The organism is Thalassotalea litorea (genome assembly GCF_043642205.1).
Lineage (GTDB): Bacteria > Pseudomonadota > Gammaproteobacteria > Enterobacterales > Alteromonadaceae > Thalassotalea_A > Thalassotalea_A litorea.
This window is the reverse complement of record NZ_JBHZSG010000002.1, coordinates 52865-70541: the sequence shown is the minus strand read 5'-3', so window position 1 is coordinate 70541 and position 17677 is coordinate 52865. Positions and strand designations below refer to the sequence as shown.

The 17677-nt window shown below is 37.8% G+C and carries 17 protein-coding genes; 2 read left to right on the top strand and 15 right to left on the bottom strand.

Annotation, left to right across the window (positions count from 1 at the left end):
• Positions 1 to 113 precede the first annotated feature (113 nt).
• The 6 genes from ACHUFQ_RS01475 to ACHUFQ_RS01450 all read right to left on the bottom strand — a co-directional run bounded on the left by ACHUFQ_RS01475 (position 114) and on the right by ACHUFQ_RS01450 (position 6104).
• A complete protein-coding gene (locus ACHUFQ_RS01475) occupies positions 114 to 950 on the bottom strand; it encodes a WYL domain-containing protein (RefSeq protein WP_394172519.1) in 837 nt (278 codons plus the stop codon).
• 142 nt (positions 951 to 1092) lie between these two features.
• Entirely contained in the window at positions 1093 to 2211 is a 1119-nt protein-coding gene (locus ACHUFQ_RS01470; RefSeq protein WP_394172305.1) for a hypothetical protein, read from the bottom strand.
• A gap of 168 nt (positions 2212 to 2379) precedes the next feature.
• Positions 2380 to 3339, bottom strand: coding sequence for a hypothetical protein (locus ACHUFQ_RS01465; RefSeq protein WP_394172303.1), 960 nt, complete (start codon positions 3337 to 3339; stop codon positions 2380 to 2382).
• Positions 3339 to 4010, bottom strand: coding sequence for a hypothetical protein (locus tag ACHUFQ_RS01460; RefSeq protein ID WP_394172301.1), 672 nt, complete (start codon positions 4008 to 4010; stop codon positions 3339 to 3341). Before ACHUFQ_RS01460 ends, ACHUFQ_RS01465 begins: the two co-directional genes overlap by 1 nt.
• Position 4011: 1 nt before the next feature.
• The gene (locus tag ACHUFQ_RS01455; protein WP_394172299.1) at positions 4012 to 5586 is read right to left on the bottom strand and encodes a hypothetical protein; all 1575 of its coding nucleotides are present in this window, start codon (positions 5584 to 5586) and stop codon (positions 4012 to 4014) included.
• A 155-nt stretch (positions 5587 to 5741) separates the two neighbouring features.
• Positions 5742 to 6104: a hypothetical protein gene (locus ACHUFQ_RS01450; protein WP_394172297.1), complete on the bottom strand. Its 363-nt coding sequence runs from the start codon at positions 6102 to 6104 to the stop codon at positions 5742 to 5744.
• 330 nt (positions 6105 to 6434) lie between these two features.
• Between ACHUFQ_RS01450 and ACHUFQ_RS01445 the strand changes: the two genes are divergently transcribed.
• The gene (locus ACHUFQ_RS01445) at positions 6435 to 7193 is read left to right on the top strand and encodes a DUF1643 domain-containing protein (RefSeq protein WP_394172296.1); all 759 of its coding nucleotides are present in this window, start codon (positions 6435 to 6437) and stop codon (positions 7191 to 7193) included.
• A gap of 542 nt (positions 7194 to 7735) precedes the next feature.
• A complete protein-coding gene (locus ACHUFQ_RS01440) occupies positions 7736 to 8383 on the top strand; it encodes a hypothetical protein (RefSeq protein ID WP_394172294.1) in 648 nt (215 codons plus the stop codon).
• Positions 8384 to 8592: 209 nt separating this feature from the next.
• Here ACHUFQ_RS01440 and ACHUFQ_RS01435 read toward each other — a convergent pair whose 3' ends face one another.
• From ACHUFQ_RS01435 to ACHUFQ_RS01395, 9 genes are all read right to left on the bottom strand, one after another.
• Positions 8593 to 9786 (bottom strand): DegT/DnrJ/EryC1/StrS family aminotransferase, encoded by a 1194-nt coding sequence (locus ACHUFQ_RS01435; protein ID WP_394172292.1) that lies wholly within the window; start codon positions 9784 to 9786, stop codon positions 8593 to 8595.
• The gene (locus ACHUFQ_RS01430; RefSeq protein ID WP_394172290.1) at positions 9780 to 10433 is read right to left on the bottom strand and encodes an HAD family hydrolase; all 654 of its coding nucleotides are present in this window, start codon (positions 10431 to 10433) and stop codon (positions 9780 to 9782) included. Before ACHUFQ_RS01430 ends, ACHUFQ_RS01435 begins: the two co-directional genes overlap by 7 nt.
• On the bottom strand, positions 10426 to 11388 hold the full coding sequence (locus ACHUFQ_RS01425; RefSeq protein WP_394172288.1) for an ATP-grasp domain-containing protein: 963 nt from the start codon (positions 11386 to 11388) through the stop codon (positions 10426 to 10428). The genes ACHUFQ_RS01430 and ACHUFQ_RS01425 overlap by 8 nt, the downstream gene beginning before the upstream one ends.
• Positions 11378 to 11998, bottom strand: a complete 621-nt coding sequence (locus ACHUFQ_RS01420) for a sugar transferase (RefSeq protein WP_394172287.1) — start codon at positions 11996 to 11998, stop codon at positions 11378 to 11380. Before ACHUFQ_RS01420 ends, ACHUFQ_RS01425 begins: the two co-directional genes overlap by 11 nt.
• Positions 11995 to 12762, bottom strand: a complete 768-nt coding sequence (locus ACHUFQ_RS01415; protein ID WP_394172285.1) for a hypothetical protein — start codon at positions 12760 to 12762, stop codon at positions 11995 to 11997. Before ACHUFQ_RS01415 ends, ACHUFQ_RS01420 begins: the two co-directional genes overlap by 4 nt.
• 395 nt (positions 12763 to 13157) lie before the next feature.
• The gene (locus ACHUFQ_RS01410) at positions 13158 to 14261 is read right to left on the bottom strand and encodes a glycosyltransferase family 4 protein (protein WP_394172283.1); all 1104 of its coding nucleotides are present in this window, start codon (positions 14259 to 14261) and stop codon (positions 13158 to 13160) included.
• 17 nt (positions 14262 to 14278) lie between these two features.
• Entirely contained in the window at positions 14279 to 15166 is an 888-nt protein-coding gene (locus ACHUFQ_RS01405; RefSeq protein WP_394172281.1) for a glycosyltransferase family 2 protein, read from the bottom strand.
• A 1-nt stretch (position 15167) separates the two neighbouring features.
• The gene (locus ACHUFQ_RS01400; RefSeq protein WP_394172279.1) at positions 15168 to 16328 is read right to left on the bottom strand and encodes a glycosyltransferase family 4 protein; all 1161 of its coding nucleotides are present in this window, start codon (positions 16326 to 16328) and stop codon (positions 15168 to 15170) included.
• Positions 16325 to 17677 (bottom strand): hypothetical protein, encoded by a 1353-nt coding sequence (locus tag ACHUFQ_RS01395; protein ID WP_394172277.1) that lies wholly within the window; start codon positions 17675 to 17677, stop codon positions 16325 to 16327. The genes ACHUFQ_RS01400 and ACHUFQ_RS01395 overlap by 4 nt, the downstream gene beginning before the upstream one ends.

Genomic DNA, 17677 nt, shown 5'->3' with positions numbered 1-17677 from the left:
ACGCTGCATGGAAGCTAACCTTGAGCCACAAACGCTAGAGACAGAGTGATAGAGAGGGGAGCGAGAGTAAATAACTGAGAAAATAAACAGTGCGCAAAAAGCACCGTATCAGATCAGGTCCATAAATAGGGTTTTAATGCCTCGTGTGATCTATCGGTTAAAATAATTTGCTGCGCAACCGCGCGGTTTTCATAAGTCGTTATTCTTAACTTGAGCAATAAATAGTTAAGGAGCGCAATTCGACATGGGATCGCCAAGGTGCCATCAACCATTCCGAATTCTTCTTCAATGCATTGTTTTTGTAAGCCACTAAGCCTTGGATCGGCGGCAATTTCAACATCAACTAATGTATTCCACTCCTCATCATCACATGCTTGATATCGCGGTGCGTATGATGTTTCGACATCCATTTCTTGTTTAAATCGGGATAAGTTAAAGTCTTTAAACTTGCCTTGTTTTTCATCCCACGCTCGGACGTGCCAGCGCAGCCCGTCATAAACAAAATGGTGCGGCTGAATGATCCGTCCTTCATAATCCGGATTAGACACCGATAAATAACTTACTTCTAATCGCAAGTTGTTTCGACAAGCATTAATGAGTTTTCGAACATGCTCTACATTGATATATCGCTCAGGAATATCAACGTATGACACAAAATCATCCGAACCCGGTGCATTTTGCACCGTATCTACCATATTTTTTTTCAGGCAGTTGTTGTATTGCGATAAAAACCAAGACAGGTGAACACGTTTGGGTTGAAAATTTTCATTCACCAGACGCTTTTTTAAGCGTTTGTCATAACGCGTTGCATCAGGATGCTTGCCATCAAAGTCTTGTAAGGCTCGTTTTGCGGTATCAACGCTGTACCCTTTGAGCATGGCAAGTTCTTTCGCGGTAATTTCACCCACCCAATAAACAAGTTGCTCTAAAAACGTCTCTTTAGATAACATCACAGCTGTTCTCCGATTAAACACACATACAAAGTTGGATACATACCCGCTAAAGCCCTAAATAATTTTCGCTTTCTGAGTTCGATTTATACCATGTGAATTTTCGCAGGAAAATCAAAAGTGCTTTTCTTTACTTTCAGGATCAATTCAACCACCTGGCCGAGTACCCCTGCTGTTTGAGATCAGCCTTTAAGCGTTTCTTATTTGAAGCATCGCTGCGGATATAGATAGACCTTAGTTCATCATCCACACGTTCTTCTTCAAAGCCTCGTTCAATGGCTTTTTGATACCAGGCATAACCTACCGCGGTATCATGGTTTAAGATGTGCGCGGCGCCTAATAACGTGCATGGACGAAAATTGTCTGGTGTGAGTGAATGAGCCTTCTCACCAAAATCTATAGCGGTGTTGTAATCCCTGATATCTCGATAAGCGCCACCCGATGTGGTGTACAAAGCCGATTGAAGTTTTTTGTTGCCATTCGAAAACGAAAACGGCAGTTGTTTTTTCACTTCTGGCAATACTTCTCGAACCTGATTACCCTTACGAAAATCGGCAATTGCATTCACAAAGCTCCAAGGCTTTCGTGCATTTTTCCAGTGTGATAGGTGTTTTTTAGCGCGCTGAATATAAAAGGCATCGTTGATCATTTCATTTTCAAAGCCTTTATCTTTCAACCACAAAAAATCCTGTTCACTGATCTCCTGACGTTGCAATCGTTGTAATATTTTTGCTGCACGAGAACCACGCTTGATGCGATTGATGTCCCAATCGGGAAAGTCGACGAATTCTTTTTCATACTGTTGACGACGAGCTTCTTGTTCTTGCCTCATCCGAGCATTGCGCTCTTTTGTCAGTTGCAGTCTTCGCGCTTCTTCAGCTTGCTTTTCAGCCTCTTTTTGTTGCCGCAAACATTCGGCATCGTGTTCAAACAAGTTGGTGTATTTGGCGATGATTTTCTCAATGGCGGCGTTATCAACACCGTCGATGGATTCAGAACCGGTTAGGGCTTTTTTCTTTTTCACCGCCACTTTAATTGACAGTCCTTTGTAGAAAAAGTCATTCAAATTACCAGCATCAAAGAGTTGAATGAATTGCTGATATTGCTCGCCCATCAAAGCAGAGACTTCCATGATATCTTGCCAGACAAGGTACTTTTCCGAGGTTGTGGTGTATCGTTCAAGCATTTGAACATAAGTATGATGAAGAGGATATGCGCTTTGTTGAAACAAACTAAGCGTTTTGGAGAACATGGATTTCACGAAATACTTTCCTTGATTACTTCTAACAAATTCCGTTGCCTATCGTTTTATCCGATTAGAGTTTGATATTCAAGAAATTTCCGTTTAGTCACCCCCCTATGAATAGCACTACCCTCTCCTAGGATGGACGAATAGTTAACGCCAAGATTGTCAGCAGACTCAGTATTCTTAATCAAGACTTAAACGAATGATAACTTTAACCGCGGTATACAAGACAATGAGCAAAATCCACAGTGAAATTACGGTTTCGTCGTTGAGTAACTTAAACCAGATGGTATTTTCCAGCTTAATGCTTTCAAGTTTATAACGCTCAATATTTCCCGACTCGCCCTTACCTGCATAGGTAACGTTGATCCCCGGTGTATCGTCGACCACGATAATGCCTGAACTTTGCGTTGTTGCTTTATTGATGGAAAATTTATCACCTAACATGAGTTCATAAGGTTCGGAAACGTAATACTCGCCAGACATAATAGCTTTGTCTGCAATATAAATTTTTCCCGCTTGCAACAAGGGGGTGCGAGTTACAGATTCTTTAATGGCTCCGCCTATGACCATGTTTCCGTCAACAGGAAAGGTATAGGTTTCTTTTTGACTTGGAAGGTATTCAAAGACAACACAATCGGATAACTTATTAATAAAGCCATCTATCTTACCCACTCCTGACTCGTTTTCATCTGCTGGCTCCTCTTCGGCAAACAAGGTGATCAATAATTTTCCAGCGCCAATCCGTTCAAATTCAATTTCACTGTTCGAATAGATGGTCAAATCGCCTGATACTATCTCAGATTCAGTCCCGCAATCGTTGTATAACGTCACATCCTCTAACCGCCACGTCGGATACTCAACCCCATCAAAATTATCAACATGGAGCTTTTCCGTAGAAGCAACCACGTTAAATAACGTGTCAGAGCCTTTAAAGAACAAAACCGAAACCAGAATAATGCCAGCCAATGCAAGCCAAAAACAGGCGAGTAGACCCAATATCAGACTTCGGTTTTTACTGTCATTAACTCTGTCTAGGAATTCGGCCGCGGTGTCAGGGATATCTTCGGCAACAAAAAATATGCCGAGTAGATACTTCTGCCATAGGCCTTTTGATTTTTTACGCTGTGGTTGTTCGGGCATTATTGATAGGCCAGCTCAATTTTTTCATCTGGAACATCCTGCAAGTTTTTACGCTGTACTTCCAAAATCGGGACTTGCGTTATATCTATCCCCTTCAATGGGCAGTACTTGTCATAGGTAACTTTGTACGAGTTCTTAAACTTTTTACATTTAAATGAACCGTCGTGACCATCTATAACTACCGTATCTTTTCGAGCATCACTGCGAAGCAACAGCACCATTTCTTGATCATTAGAGACGCGCTGATACCAAGATGAAAGGATGGATCTGGCGCCGCTTTTAGTGCATGAACCGCCTACCCTCGCAAGGACCGCTAACTCATTAGCAATATATTTGTTAAGTTCCCCTTGGTGCGCGGAATCAAAAAGGACTTGTGTCCAACCGGAAATGGGCGAGCTTATTTCTTGTTCGATTTTTGCCTTGTATCGCCCATCGATACTGGAGATAGCAATGCACAACATACCCGTGCTGCCCTCTGGAAACAAGACAACAAGCTGCTCAATGTTGTCGTCACTCGCCATTTGAAGACCAACATAAAAATTCCCGGACACTTGAACGGTGTGACTGAAGGACTCTTCAAAACTATTTTCATCGATAGAAATTTCCGCTGCCATCAACTTGAGAGCCACCAAGAATAATAATCCCACAAGGCACGCTGATACCTTTCTCATACTAATCCCCTTTCCCCGTTTTCAAGTAAATGGCGCCATAATCTCTGACACCCGTAAGCCGCAAGATAAAAGTTCCTGACGTTTGCGGCGTAAAGACAAACTGTTTACCTCGATAGGCATAAAGCCTTTCATCGAATAATACGGTTTCACTCTCATCCAATATCTCGAAAGTGTATTGCACTCGCTCATCAGATTTTTCTTGAATAAACTCGATTGGGCTATTCGCATCGCCCGCAAATCGGTATTCAGCAATTGTGCCTGGACCAAGGCGGTTTGCAATTTCATCACCTGGTTCAAAAACATTACCTTCGCCTCGAAGCTCTGAATCCAACGCCCATTGGGTCGTTTTCAGTGACACACTGCCGGCGTCTTTAACGCCGGTTAATCGAAGGGTATACTTCCCTGATTTCTCGGGAGTGAAAACAAAGTGCGCATCTCTATAGGCATAAAGTCTATCGTCGAATAACACCTTTTCACGGTCATCCAATATCTCAAGCAAATATTGCACTCGCTCATCAGATTTTTCTTGAATAAACTCAATTGGACTATTCGCATCGCCCGCAAAGCGGTATTCAGCAATTGCGCTTGGGCCAAGGTGGTTTGCGATTTCATCACCTGGTTCAAAAACATTACCTTCGCCTCGAAGCTCTGAGTCCAATGCCCATTGGGTCGTTTTCAGTGACACGCTACCGGCGTCTTTAACGCCGGTTAATCGAAGGGTATACTTCCCTGATTTCTCGGGAGTGAAAACAAAGTGCGCATCTCTATAGGCATAAAGTCTATCGTCGAATAACACCTTTTCACGGTCATCCAATATCTCAAGCAAATATTGCACTCGCTCATCAGATTTTTCTTGAATAAATTCAATGGGACTATTTTCCTCAGCCAGAAACTCCCACTCTAACTCTTGGCCTTCAGCGATTTGCTCAGACAATACTGTGCCGACAATAGAGGTAACGGAGGATTCCTCGGATTTATTTGGATTAGCTGCTGATTCCAAACCAAAGTACGCATTAAGCTTTTCATTTAAAGCATCTGAGCGATAGACAAAGCCTTGTCCTTCATCAACCTCCAACAAGATACCTGCAGGCTGGTCGGCAACATACAACACACTACCGCTATAGCCTTGCTTTAAAATATCGCTCTCTCGTTTGGGGGTGATCTGTAAATACTCCGCTTCGTCAACGCCATCAATATTTACCTTTGTCTGCAGCGTGCTACCATCAGATAATTTGCTTCTCAAAATGCCGTCATCGTATATTTTTAAAAGTGAGGACAACTTCGTTTTTTGTTCAAAGTCGGTCTTAGCACAAAGCTTATTTGCGTCCTGAATTTCTAATATGGATAAGTCGACATCAAATTCATTAACCACTTTGGCCTGATAACTCTTTCGAGCAGCAGACAATATAGAAATTTTTGTGGCATCTTCGATAACATGAGAAGGCGTAATCACAAAACATTGCTCATCATGTTCATATAAAAAGCCCTGGCCTTGGGCGCTATTGGTGATCACCTGAACATCGGCAGACACCGCGTGAAAAGAAATTAAGAGTAATCCGAATAAATAGAATCGCATGGTTCGATCTCGCTAAATTAGCCGACGAGTTTAGTGTAGACCGATGGTGAACTTTGGCAAAAAAAATCAGCACCATTGAAAGAAAAAACAAAGAGATAAGAGGACAATATGATATATAGATATGTTTGAATGCATCGTGTTGATGTAGGTAAACCTTAATTGGGTTCCTGCTTACTTTGATAATGTTTCGCCGAAAGTTTCGATAAATAGCTGAACAGCCGGGCAGCAAAATAGCTTGCGAAAGATAACATTAGCCAGAAACTAAAATTGGATTCATCCTCGTACTCAGATAGGGCAACGATCTCCCCCCACATGCCCCTATAAAAGAGAAAATATCCAAAACTAAACACCGAGGCCACTGCCAAGAGCTCTAACAACGTTGAAAGTGCCCCCTTGGGTTTTTCATCATCAAAAATGACCGTAGGGAATATTTGTACTTCCAAAAGCCACATTAGTATATAGAACAGCAGTTTTAATGAGACTACCGCAACAATTATCCCGATGATGGCATATATCATGGCGCACCCAGTATGTATCTTCTGTTTAATCAAGGATTCTGCTAAGTAACTATAGTCGGGTTTTAATGCGATATCGGTTAGCAATACCTTAGCTCTGCGACCAATTTAAATTGACGACTATCAACTTCGGATACGACAACCGATGACAATACTTTCAAAAATTGGCAGGTATTGGCGAGAAGAACAGCACAGAAAAATGCGAGAAAGACTAAACAACTGTTAAAAAATCTGACATACCTTAGATGGCTCTATTGCTTGTATGGTCGATTCAGTGACCGCAAAATCCTGCCTATAATTCAACATCAAGCGGAAACTTAAAGGCGGATGATTATGGCTGTCACCTGTACTCGAAAAGTAAAACAAACCAAATTCCGGATCGATGGGGTGAGTGGCTTGCTAACGCTGCATGATAATGGCACCGTTGCGGTTAGCCAGTCGCATAAAAACATCTTTAGCGGTTTAGATTATCTGGAAGTGGGAAGTTACTTTGAGATCAGAAAGCCAGGCACGAAAACGATGACGGTTATCTGGGACAGGTTGTTTGGGGTAAGCACTGACGTACAAGTTAGTGTTCAGGAGCGGGTATCTGGGGATGCGACGATTTCATCGTGTGGCGATTATCGTTATGTACTAGAACGGCAAATAGATCCTAATGGTAAAACGGTTATCGCGTATATCGGCATGAACCCATCAACGGCGGATGCAACGACCGATGACAATACTTTAAAAAATTGGCAGGCATTTGCGAGAAGATATGGTGCGAAGAAAATACTGGTGGGAAATTGTTTTGCGTATCGCTCAACTGATGTAAAAAAGCTTTCACATGTACGCGATCCGATAGGCCCAGAGAATGATCATTACCTTGAAAAAATCATCGAACAAGCCGACATACTTGTCCCCTGTTGGGGTTCCAAGGAGAAGTTAATACCAGCATTGCGCTATAGATTGGAAATCGTACTCAAACTGCTAATTCATTCAGGAAAACCGGTCAAAGTGTTAGGGCTTACCGAGTCAGGCGATCCACGGCATCCCCAAGGCGTATCTTACGATACCGAGTTTATTGATTACGTTGTCGGAAGCAAGCAATAGCAAACAGTTTGCAGTGCGCAGAACGAGCTAAAGCATAGTGCAAACTAGGCGCCACAAATGAACTAATAAAAATTGCCCTATGAAAACGAAAAAGCCCAACCATAAAGTTGAGCTTTCCGCACGGTTCAAGACTTGACCCCGTAGTTCTGTCTGGTCTCGTAATCAACTGAGAACTAAGGCTCTCCCAGAGCGACAACTCGAAATGGAAATTCTAACATCGAAAACGCATAGTTGAGGCTCCTCATTGACACCTTGGACACCCTAATTCGGCATTATTGCCGAATTTGACACCTGCTTAGAATTTTAATTCTTAGCTGACACCTTTCTTTTTATTGTCAGCTTTTTTTACAAATATTAGAATTTTTGAATTTACCGTATTTAGGAAGGATTTCGTAACGGATTGAAGTTTAGAGGGTATTTGAGAGGAATTTATTGGTTGGCGCGTTTTTTGCTTTAAAACACTTAGTTTCGTAGTAAGAGTATTTGCATTTGCTCTAGTAATAAACTCTAGATGTTAATGTTCACTCATTTTGGAGCCATATATGACTAAATTAACCACCCTACTTAAAGTTGGCTTATTGTCGACCTTATTAGCCCTCCCAACCTTTGCTAACGCAGAGCTCATTAAACTTCTAGATTTCACAGAAACCGCGGAAGAAGATGAAGGTCCCGTACCTGGCATATTTACTTTTAAAGACCTATTAGGCATATCTGGATTTGATGTGACTTTTACAACAGTTGGTGGGGATTTCCACTGGCTAGATGCCGGTTCTGGATTAGGTGTTTGTAAAACAGATAATTGTAATAATAACCCAGATGACAACATTAACATAGGTGAAGGATTACTTTTTGAATTTACCCTAGATGGCAGCCCTTTTACAGTAGAGGGGTTTACTGCACTATTTGTTGGACATAGTAATGAAGGTGGTATAACTGAATCTATAGCAGATGTTATTGGAGATGATCTACCAGCCTACACTATCAATAACGAAAATCCGCTTCTTCCATTTGGTGAAGCTGCCGATAATTATAATTTTGTAGTTGGCAACGGTGAGTTGTATTTAGGATCCATTTGGATAAACGATAGCTTGTTACCTCCTCAAGGCATACCTGAACCCGGAAATTTGATGCTTTTTTTAACAGCACTCTTTAGCTTATGGTCTTCTACAAGACTAAAGATAAATAAGTAGCTATCGAATTATATTAATCAATTTACAGCAATAAAAGCCAGTTTAATACAACTGGCTTTTATTAATTTTGTAAAAATCATAAAAGCCCGCTTACAACATACTCTCGTATAATAACCCTTGCGTCTTGGAAGAGTTATAAAGCGTTCTCGATAACACTTAGATGTTAATAAATATGCTTTAGTGAATTGTAATATTTAAACTAAAATGCACTATTTAGAAGCTTGAGTAAACACTGACTGAATTACTGCCATAGTTTTTTCCACCTCTTCTACAGTCAGTGTTGGGTGTACCAAAAACATCAAGCTCGTTTCTCCAAGCTCTCGTGCTGTAGGTAAGAACCTATAGGGTCTAAAGTCAGTGCCTTCAAATGCCTTTTCTAAATAAACCTCGGAGCATGAACCTTCAAAGCACGGCACACCCAAAGTGTTAATTTCTTCAATGATGCGATCTCTGTTCCAATTATCTGCTAATAAACCTAGACGAATAAATACGTAATATTTGTAATTAGCGTGCATCATATATGTAGGTACAGTTGGCACACGAATACAATCAAAATCGCGGCAGGCATCCGCTATCATATTTGCATATTTTCTTCGTAATTCACTCCACTTTGGCATACGTTTTAATTGAATACGACCAATTGCTGATTGCATTTCTGTTAATCGCCAGTTTGTGCCAAAAGATTCATGCAGCCAACGAAAGCCAGGGGGATGGTCACGCTCGTAAACAGCTTCATAAGATTTACCGTGATCTTTATAAGCCCACATTTTTCTCCATAGCGTTTCATCATTACAGGTTACCATGCCGCCTTCACCACCTGTCGTCATTATTTTATCTTGGCAAAATGACCAACAACCTATATGACCTATGGAGCCAACTGAACGGCCTTTATATTTACCGCCATGCGCTTGAGCACAATCTTCAATTACAAATAAGGCTTTCGTATTAGCAAGGCGCATCAACTCATCCATTTCACATGGAAGGCCCGCTAAATGAACTGCAATTATCGCCTTAGTATTTGATGTCAAAACATCAGCAACTGTTTCAGCAGTAATGTTCTGTGAATTAGCATCGACATCTGCAAAAACAGGTCTAGCTCCAGCAGTAACAATAGCCGAAGCTGAGGCTAAAAATGTACGAGAAGTAACAATTACTTCATCCGTCTCAGTGCCGCCATTTCTAGCCCCAATTCCTAAAGAAACTAAAGCTAGATCTAACGCAAGTGTACCGTTACTTAATGCGATGGCATATTTGCTATTGGTATACGTGGCAAACTCACGCTCGAACTCACGCCCTTCTTGCCCTGTCCAATAATTAACTTTATTAGACAATAAAATTTCAGATACTTTGTTGGCTTCTTCTCGTGTAAAAGAAGGCCATGGAGAAAATTTCGTGTTTAACATGTTAACTCTTTAAATTCGTCAAACCAAACGTTAGCAGTTTGTCTATAATTCTTCGTTAAAGGGTGAACTCTACTACTTTTATTTAAAATCCCTATAGCTCCCCAACCTAATTGCTTAGGCACAATAAAGTCTTTCTTAGGATTATCTGCCACATATACAATCGATTTATTAGGATGGATCTTTTGTATTGCTAGAAATGAATCAGGCTCTGGTTTAGCAGCCCCAACTTCTTCAGAGATAAAAATATAGTCGAAAAATTTTTCTATACCTAAAGAGACTATTTTTAGCCTTTGGGTTAATCCCCTGCCATCAGTTATCAAATAAACAGGTACGTTTTTAGACTTTAAATGCTCAAGAGTATAAATAACACCTTCATGTAATTGAATATTAGGAGTATGGTACCTGTAGGCGAGAACTAGATGCTCTTTAAGAGATTTGGGTAATTTATGCTGAGCGATAACATACTCAAAAATGTCGCTCTTGTTTCTTTCTAAAGCATCTAAAAAAGATTGATAAGTGCTTTTCGAATATAATTTTTCAATCAATTGAGATAAATAACGGTACCCAGACAAAACATAATCTATTTCTGAATAAAGTGTGTCATCTAAATCAAATACCACAACATCAAAAGTTGAAAATTCAACCATTAGAAACTAATACCTCACCATCGAATCTTAGCATAACAAGTTGGTCTTCCCAATCATCGGTATAGGATAACTTCTCCCCCCTAAATACTTCTCGTAATAAAAATTCAGGGTACTTTGCACCCGCAGCATTACTGAGAGGGAACCCTCCTCCAAACCGAGGGTTAATTTCAATTCCATAAATCTGATCTGTCGTTTTAGACTTAAACACTTGAAGTGTTAAACAACCAAATGCGGTTTTAATCTTGGACATTGGCTCTTTAAGGAAATCAATTAATTCCTTATTGGTTCGCCCTTTACTTATTTCACCGCCTCTAACCTCCAGTCTTTGTCTGGGAACCATACACATAAGCCTACTATCTTGAGTGTAGTAAACGTCTACTGTATATTCGTCATATTCATCATCTGAAATAACTTCCATATACATCATTTCAGATTTTGGTACATCCCAAGCATCTAGCTCATTTTGTGACTGGAGTATTCGGATATTTTGACTCAAACTTCCTGAAACAGGTTTTGAAAAACATGGAAATGTTATATCTTCCAATGGGTAAGTAACAGGTACTGGAAAACCTATCTCATCAAACAATCCATGCGTTAATCTTTTATCCCTGCAATGAACCACTAATTCACTATCAGAAACAACAATAGTAATACCTAATTCCTTAAATTCTTGTTTGTGTTTAGCAAGCTTTAATAGTTCTGTATCTATCGTTGGTACAACTAATTTTATAGACTCTCTAAGACAAAGTATCTTTAATTCGTCTATGTACTCATCAGTAAGTACATGTGGTAAGACAAAGCTTTTGCAAAGAATATTACATGCTGCCGACATGCTTGGATTCATATCGGCACCATAGACATTACCATCAACTTTCAAATCTTCGATTGCTTGTTCGAATGCTCTAACTAGTGAAACTCTTCTTCCCGATGACAGTACGAGTACATTATTTTTCATTTTGATTGTCCGCATTATTATCACTGCCAGTAAAGAAAGGCATAGTTACATGATCATTCGCTGAAATACCTTCTCTCATAAATACTTTTCTGACCGTCAAAAGTAATATTTTCATATCAAGCCAAAAACTTTGATTTTCTACATACCAAACATCATACTTAAATTTATCTTCCCAGCTTATTGCATTTCGACCATTGACTTGAGCCCATCCCGTAATACCCGGACGAACTTTGTGCCTTTTAGCTTGTTCTTTTGAATATAAAGGTAAGTACTCGACTAGCAATGGTCGAGGACCTACAAGGCTCATATCACCTTTTAAAACATTCCACAAACCTGGTAGCTCATCTAAGCTTGATGAACGAAGCATTTCTCCAAAAGGAGTTAATCGTTCAGAATCAGGTAATAAATTTCCACCTTCATCAACGGAATTTTTCATGCTTCGAAATTTAAACATTTGAAAAATATTACCATGTATACCTGGACGTGCCTGAGTAAAGAATACAGGGTGTCCCAATAAAATAGAGACAAATAAATAAACAATAACCATTATAGGGAGAAGAAAAATCAAAGCTAATAATGAAATAACAACATCTAGAAATCTTTTTATCATAAAGAATACCCCAATTTATTAACTATTTCTTTATAGGGATCGATATTTACAAAACATTCTATTTCAAGGCTACTCTTACTTCTATTAACCCTTTTCCAAGCGCTAAAGTCAGTTGTACTTTTCAAGTTTAAAAAGTTGGCAATTTCGGAAGCCTTGCTGTCTATATTTTCGATCTTAACAATGAGGGACAATTCATCATTTAAAGCAGAAGAATATACGTGTATCCAAAATTCAAGCAAATTTTTAATCACTATAGATTGTTCGTCTTTCCTAAGCTTATCAAATTTTTCTATGGGATAAGTGGTAATTGGGTCAAAGAACATTCTAAGAACATAATTGTAATACACAGCCCCATCTAACTTAGTAAAGTAACTTATTACAGAAGAAATCCAACTTGCTGGGTCTCTTGCAACAAACAAAAATGGAGAATGAGGAAAAATGAGTCTTAATTCCTTTATATATAGCGAAAAAAAACCAGAACACTCAAGATCCAAATTTAAATGAGCGCTTCTTTTCTTCAAAAACTCAGGACTTTCAATATGCTTTAATGTTGTATAATGCATCGGTTCATGTTTGACATTATTTTGCCCGCTATACAACCCTGACACATAAGTTGTTCCAGTTTTGTATGGGCTGATACAAAAAGAAGGTTGATTACTTTTAATACATTCATTTGAAATAACTTTTTTATACTCCATCATCGCTCTTAGCTTTAGAAGCGCAGTGTAAAAAGGAGTCTTTACAATAGTTGCTTTTAGTTCCACATGTTTCTCTTTTAATTTTAAGTTCAAAACTTCCAGATTTTTCTATAACATCTTTAAATAAAGGTACCCTCACCTAATTTATAATCCATAAAATATTTATTTAGGCTATCGAAGATAACGGTGCACTCGAATTAAATTTGTGACACTCTGCAGACCGATAAGCTAATATCCACTTCCCCTTTAAGAAAAGCTATATTAGTATTCGAATTTAATTAATCTAAACACTAATTCATTAACTTTATTAGCCTCAATCACTAATAATAATTGCCGAATTACATCTTATCAGTAGAGTAAACATTTAAAAGGAAAGATATCTTTCTGAATATAGTAAGGTTCAAAAAAATAGAACAGTGACTAATTTTTCCAGAAAACACATTTAGAAGATTAAAACTATTCTATTTTTGGTAAAATTCCACAAGCTCGTTCACTACGTGAGCTTCATTAAAATCACGCATAGCTCTTTCGTGAGCGTTTTTGCCAAGCAGCTTCAAATGTTCTTTATCTGAAATTAATCTGATTAATTTAGATTTAATATCCTCAACATCCTTAACTTTATGCAACAAACCAGTTTCCCCATGTTCAACGGCATCTGATAGGCCATATATATTCGATGCTAAGGCGGGCAAACCTGAAGATGCAGCTTCTATAATTACATTCCCGAAACCTTCTCTATGAGAAGGCAAGCATAATAAATCAGAAGCACAATAGTAATTAATAATATTTTTTGAATAACCACAAAATATTATGTTTTTTTCGTTTTCAATTAAAGGTAATAGATTATCCTCATCAACCCCAACAATGGCCAAAAAAGTATTTTCTAGACAAACTTCCCTAAACGCCCTTACTAATTCAGGAATACCCTTGTCGTACTTGAGTCTGCCCGCATAAAGCAAGAGGACAGAATCCTCATTTAAGCCTAGCTTTTGTCTGCAGTGTATGCGCTTTTCGGGGGAAAAAGAGTACTTTTCAGTATTAACCCCCGATATAGAGCCATTACCTAGTACTGCGCTCTTATGTTCCCTAATTACATTATTATCTATTAAAAATTGACGTTGAGAAGGGCTATCCACCAATGAAAATGTAGCTAAAGTACCTATAGTTTTATCAAATAATTTCAAAAGCCCCCTTTTTACGCCTTTTGTCGTTACCCAAACTTGACCAGTATAAGTATGAAATCGCTTACTAGTCATACAAAAAAATGCTGCCAATTGTCCCAACAAACCAGCTTTAGGGGTAAAAGTGTGAACAATGTCGTAGTTTTCTTTTTTTATGATACGTATTAGTTTAATCAAAGAATTAAAATCAGAAAACACACTAGGATTCCTAACGATTTCGATATCATGCATAGCAAATATCAGATCTTTAAATTCGAATAATATATTATCCGAAAAGTTAGCGGCGACATGGATTTCATGTTCTTCAGATAGCTTATTTATAAAGGGAAGAAGAAAGGACTTTACAGTTCCTGGCGACGACACCACAAAAAGAATTTTAGACATGGGCTACTCCTATCTTATCATTGCTTAAGAAATCCATCCAATTTCCTTTGCAATTCGTTCATGGCAACATCACTATTTACCGTTTTTCGATTGCGAATATTTAATAGAAAATGAGAAATATTAAAAGTTTTTAATACATATGTAACAAGCATTTTAATTCTCATTACTATATAAAACCTGATTATTTTACTAAAAGGTATTAAATGAGAATATTTATCTTTCACAATATCAATCTGGTTACTATACGCCTTTATAAGTTTGGAATAATGGATGCTACTTTCTTCACGATAATAGTATAATGGTTCATTAATGAACCCAACTTTCAGATCATTTTTAATTAGCGAGTCAATCCATAATTGGTAATCCTCCATTAAGCGAGCATTCTCATCATAATTATTCCGCAAACACCAACTTTTTCTCGCTACAATAGTTGCGTGTGCAATACCTGTCTTCCCAAAAACTCCGTCAACTAAAGTACAGTTTTGAGTACTTTTATTGCTCGGCATCCGATAGGCAACGACTTTATTTTGATTGTCTATTGTGCATATTCCGGTAGAAACAATGTCTATATCAACGTTTTTCTCTAAAAACCTGACTTGCTTCTCAATCCTGTTAGGCTGGATTAAATCATCAGCATCCATCCGCGCAACAAACTCACCTTTTGCTAATTCCACAATTTGATTTAATCTCGCTGGTAGCCCTAGATTATGGCCATCTGAAATCACTTTTATTCTTGAGTCGTTAAAAGCAGTGGCTATCTCGAGCGCAGAATCTGTAGAACCATCATCAATCAAAATCAATTCAAAATTGTTGTAGGTTTGCCCTAATATAGATTCAATTGCAGGTTTAAAAAAGACTCCTGGATTAAAAAATGGTACTCCAATAGTTACTAATCTTTCTTCCATTCTATGTTCCTAATATCTCACTAAATAGTTGAGATATTTTTGATATTTGCTTATCCTGAGAAAACTTGTTCAAAGCAAATTGTTTAGCTTTGACCTGTATATCATTAACTTCTTTATTGTTTTTAATAGCGTATATTATCAATCTAGCTAATTTTTCCTCGTCATCTATCGGAATTATAAATCCAGTTTCATTGTGTAAGATTGCTTCAGGGACACCTCCTACAGGTGTTGCAATGACTAATGTGTTTAACAGCATCGATTCTATTAATACTCGAGGAAACCCCTCTGTATGACTCGGTAAAATTACAATATCAGAATCAGCTATTATTTGCTGCAAATCGTTTCGCCAACCTATAAAACTCACATTATCAATCAAATTATTTTCGGCAATATACATTTGAAGGCTCGAAACAAATTCGGATGAAACTCCATATGGTATTTCTCCTGGAAAGATAAGCTTAACATCAACCCCAACCTCTCTAATTATTTTTAATGCCTTTAGAGCGGTCATATGCCCTTTCTCCAATACCGGTCGTCCAGCGGGGAGGACTATATTGGTATAATTACCTTTAAACTTTGATGTGCAAGGTTGAATCTTTACCTTACTATCTATGGTTACACTATTTGGGACATGGCAAATTTTTTTAGACGAAAAAATCTCGTTGAATGTACTGTTGGCAGTTGAAGCATGAGAAATTAAACCATCACAAAAAAGCTTTACTAATAATCTAAACGCTACGTCAAATTCTTTCTTTTTACCTTCACCACGATAGTATAAAACAACCCTTGTATCAGTTAACAATGAAGCTAATGATACAAACGCTAGTGATTTCTTGTTATTAACCCATACAAGCTGAATGTTATTATTCTGAAGCCCCTTTCTCAATCTTAATAATACTCTCAACAATTCAGGAAGTTGAAGCAAAAAATTCTTTATTCTTAAGCCCCTTTTACCACCAATGACTAACCAATTAGAGTGTTGGTTCAGTACAATAAAGTTTGTCCCTGTACCTTCCACTCTCTTTATATATTCTCTACAGCTGCCATAGGCATCAATTAGAGTAACTTTGTTATCTCGTGACAAGCCCTGACATAGAGAAATAGAGCCTAAATTAGCGCCACCTAAAGTTGTAACAAAGTCAAAAAATGCTAAACGGTTCACTTAAATTTAAATTTCCGATTAATTAAACAAACTATAAATAGAGGCAACATAAAGTTGAACATTTTACCAAAGATGCTCCCTGAATTTAGCATCATATACATTGCACAATATATTGAACAAAACGATAGAATATATATAAACTCTATCCTGCGTTCTTTTTGTAGAGCATTGCAAAAAAACATTACCGAAAATATGAAAATTGCCGAAAACACAATAACACCAGTAACATTAAAAAATATATACCCCTGCCCTGAAACAGATACAATTTGGTCTGCATAAAGGTTATGAGCATATAGATACTCATTAAAAATATCCGTTGTAGTTGCCAACCCGTCTACAGTTCGCCCTATCAATGCAAAATTTTTAATCAGATCGACTAGCAATGTATCTACTGAAACACCGTTCAGTTCAGAGGCTAGCGCTATATTATAGGGGCCTGAAAAATAAGCATTAAGAGAAGAGCTAATTCTTGATAATTCAATAGAATTCACACTTCCAATTTCACTTGATACAGCACCAAACTGCTTATAAAGTGTTATAGATACAAAAACGGTTATAATAACTACTGAAATTATCTTGAAGGTAGCTTTCTTATAATCAGGGTATAGTTTTAAAAGAACTGATAGCCAGCAAAGCGATGGGATAATGATACTTAGCCTGCTAGAACCTTTAAAGAACAAAATAAAAGGTATAATTACTAATAAAGACATCCAATAATACTTTCCGTCTCCTCCCTCTAAATAACGCCTATAACACCAACTCAAGACCAAAATCGGGAGTATAAAAAAGGCTAAATCACCAACAATAGCGACTAGCCCATGAATTTGCGTGGTTTTCTCTAAAGCTTCTTCAACTATAAAAAAGTTATAACGTCCAATCAAATCTGGAAAAACTAACAGAAAGATGACTGAGATACCAAGTACTATATGTAAAAACCATTTCTTATCAACAGTAGAAATGGGGTAAATAGAAGCGGGTTTAATAATTTTTGGTCCAAAACATTGAACGATAAAAGTTAACGTAAACAACTCTGCAAGCAAAATAATTAACGCAAGACTTAGACTATTGTTAGTTGGCACTTTGATTAAGTAGGAATTAATATCATTTGAAAAAACAATAACAATAGGCAATACAAAGTATCTAGTCCAAAGAATTATATTCAACACCTTGAAAGCAATAAACTGTTTGGAATAGTATTTGAACTTTTCACAAATCAGTAAATGAATCGAAAAAGCCAGAGGTAATAGAAGATAATATCCTTTATCATTAGCATGAGGTAAAAGTAATATTATTATAATCACCATGACTAACGAGAATATTAAGCGGTAAAGATGTTTAGCTACTAACAT

Excerpts from the sequence above, each read along its gene's own strand:
- ACHUFQ_RS01475 (WP_394172519.1), bottom strand. The coding sequence starts at position 950 with ATGTTATCTAAAGAGACGTTTTTAGAGCAACTTGTTTATTGGGTGGGT.
- ACHUFQ_RS01465 (WP_394172303.1), bottom strand. The coding sequence starts at position 3,339 with ATGCCCGAACAACCACAGCGTAAAAAATCAAAAGGCCTATGGCAGAAG.
- ACHUFQ_RS01460 (WP_394172301.1), bottom strand. The coding sequence starts at position 4,010 with ATGAGAAAGGTATCAGCGTGCCTTGTGGGATTATTATTCTTGGTGGCT.
- ACHUFQ_RS01455 (WP_394172299.1), bottom strand. The coding sequence starts at position 5,586 with ATGCGATTCTATTTATTCGGATTACTCTTAATTTCTTTTCACGCGGTG.
- ACHUFQ_RS01450 (WP_394172297.1), bottom strand. The coding sequence starts at position 6,104 with ATGATATATGCCATCATCGGGATAATTGTTGCGGTAGTCTCATTAAAA.
- ACHUFQ_RS01445 (WP_394172296.1), top strand. The coding sequence starts at position 6,435 with ATGGCTGTCACCTGTACTCGAAAAGTAAAACAAACCAAATTCCGGATC.
- ACHUFQ_RS01440 (WP_394172294.1), top strand. The coding sequence starts at position 7,736 with ATGACTAAATTAACCACCCTACTTAAAGTTGGCTTATTGTCGACCTTA.
- ACHUFQ_RS01435 (WP_394172292.1), bottom strand. The coding sequence starts at position 9,786 with ATGTTAAACACGAAATTTTCTCCATGGCCTTCTTTTACACGAGAAGAA.
- ACHUFQ_RS01430 (WP_394172290.1), bottom strand. The coding sequence starts at position 10,433 with ATGGTTGAATTTTCAACTTTTGATGTTGTGGTATTTGATTTAGATGAC.
- ACHUFQ_RS01425 (WP_394172288.1), bottom strand. The coding sequence starts at position 11,388 with ATGAAAAATAATGTACTCGTACTGTCATCGGGAAGAAGAGTTTCACTA.
- ACHUFQ_RS01420 (WP_394172287.1), bottom strand. The coding sequence starts at position 11,998 with ATGATAAAAAGATTTCTAGATGTTGTTATTTCATTATTAGCTTTGATT.
- ACHUFQ_RS01410 (WP_394172283.1), bottom strand. The coding sequence starts at position 14,261 with ATGTCTAAAATTCTTTTTGTGGTGTCGTCGCCAGGAACTGTAAAGTCC.
- ACHUFQ_RS01405 (WP_394172281.1), bottom strand. The coding sequence starts at position 15,166 with ATGGAAGAAAGATTAGTAACTATTGGAGTACCATTTTTTAATCCAGGA.
- ACHUFQ_RS01395 (WP_394172277.1), bottom strand. The coding sequence starts at position 17,677 with ATGTTAGTAGCTAAACATCTTTACCGCTTAATATTCTCGTTAGTCATG.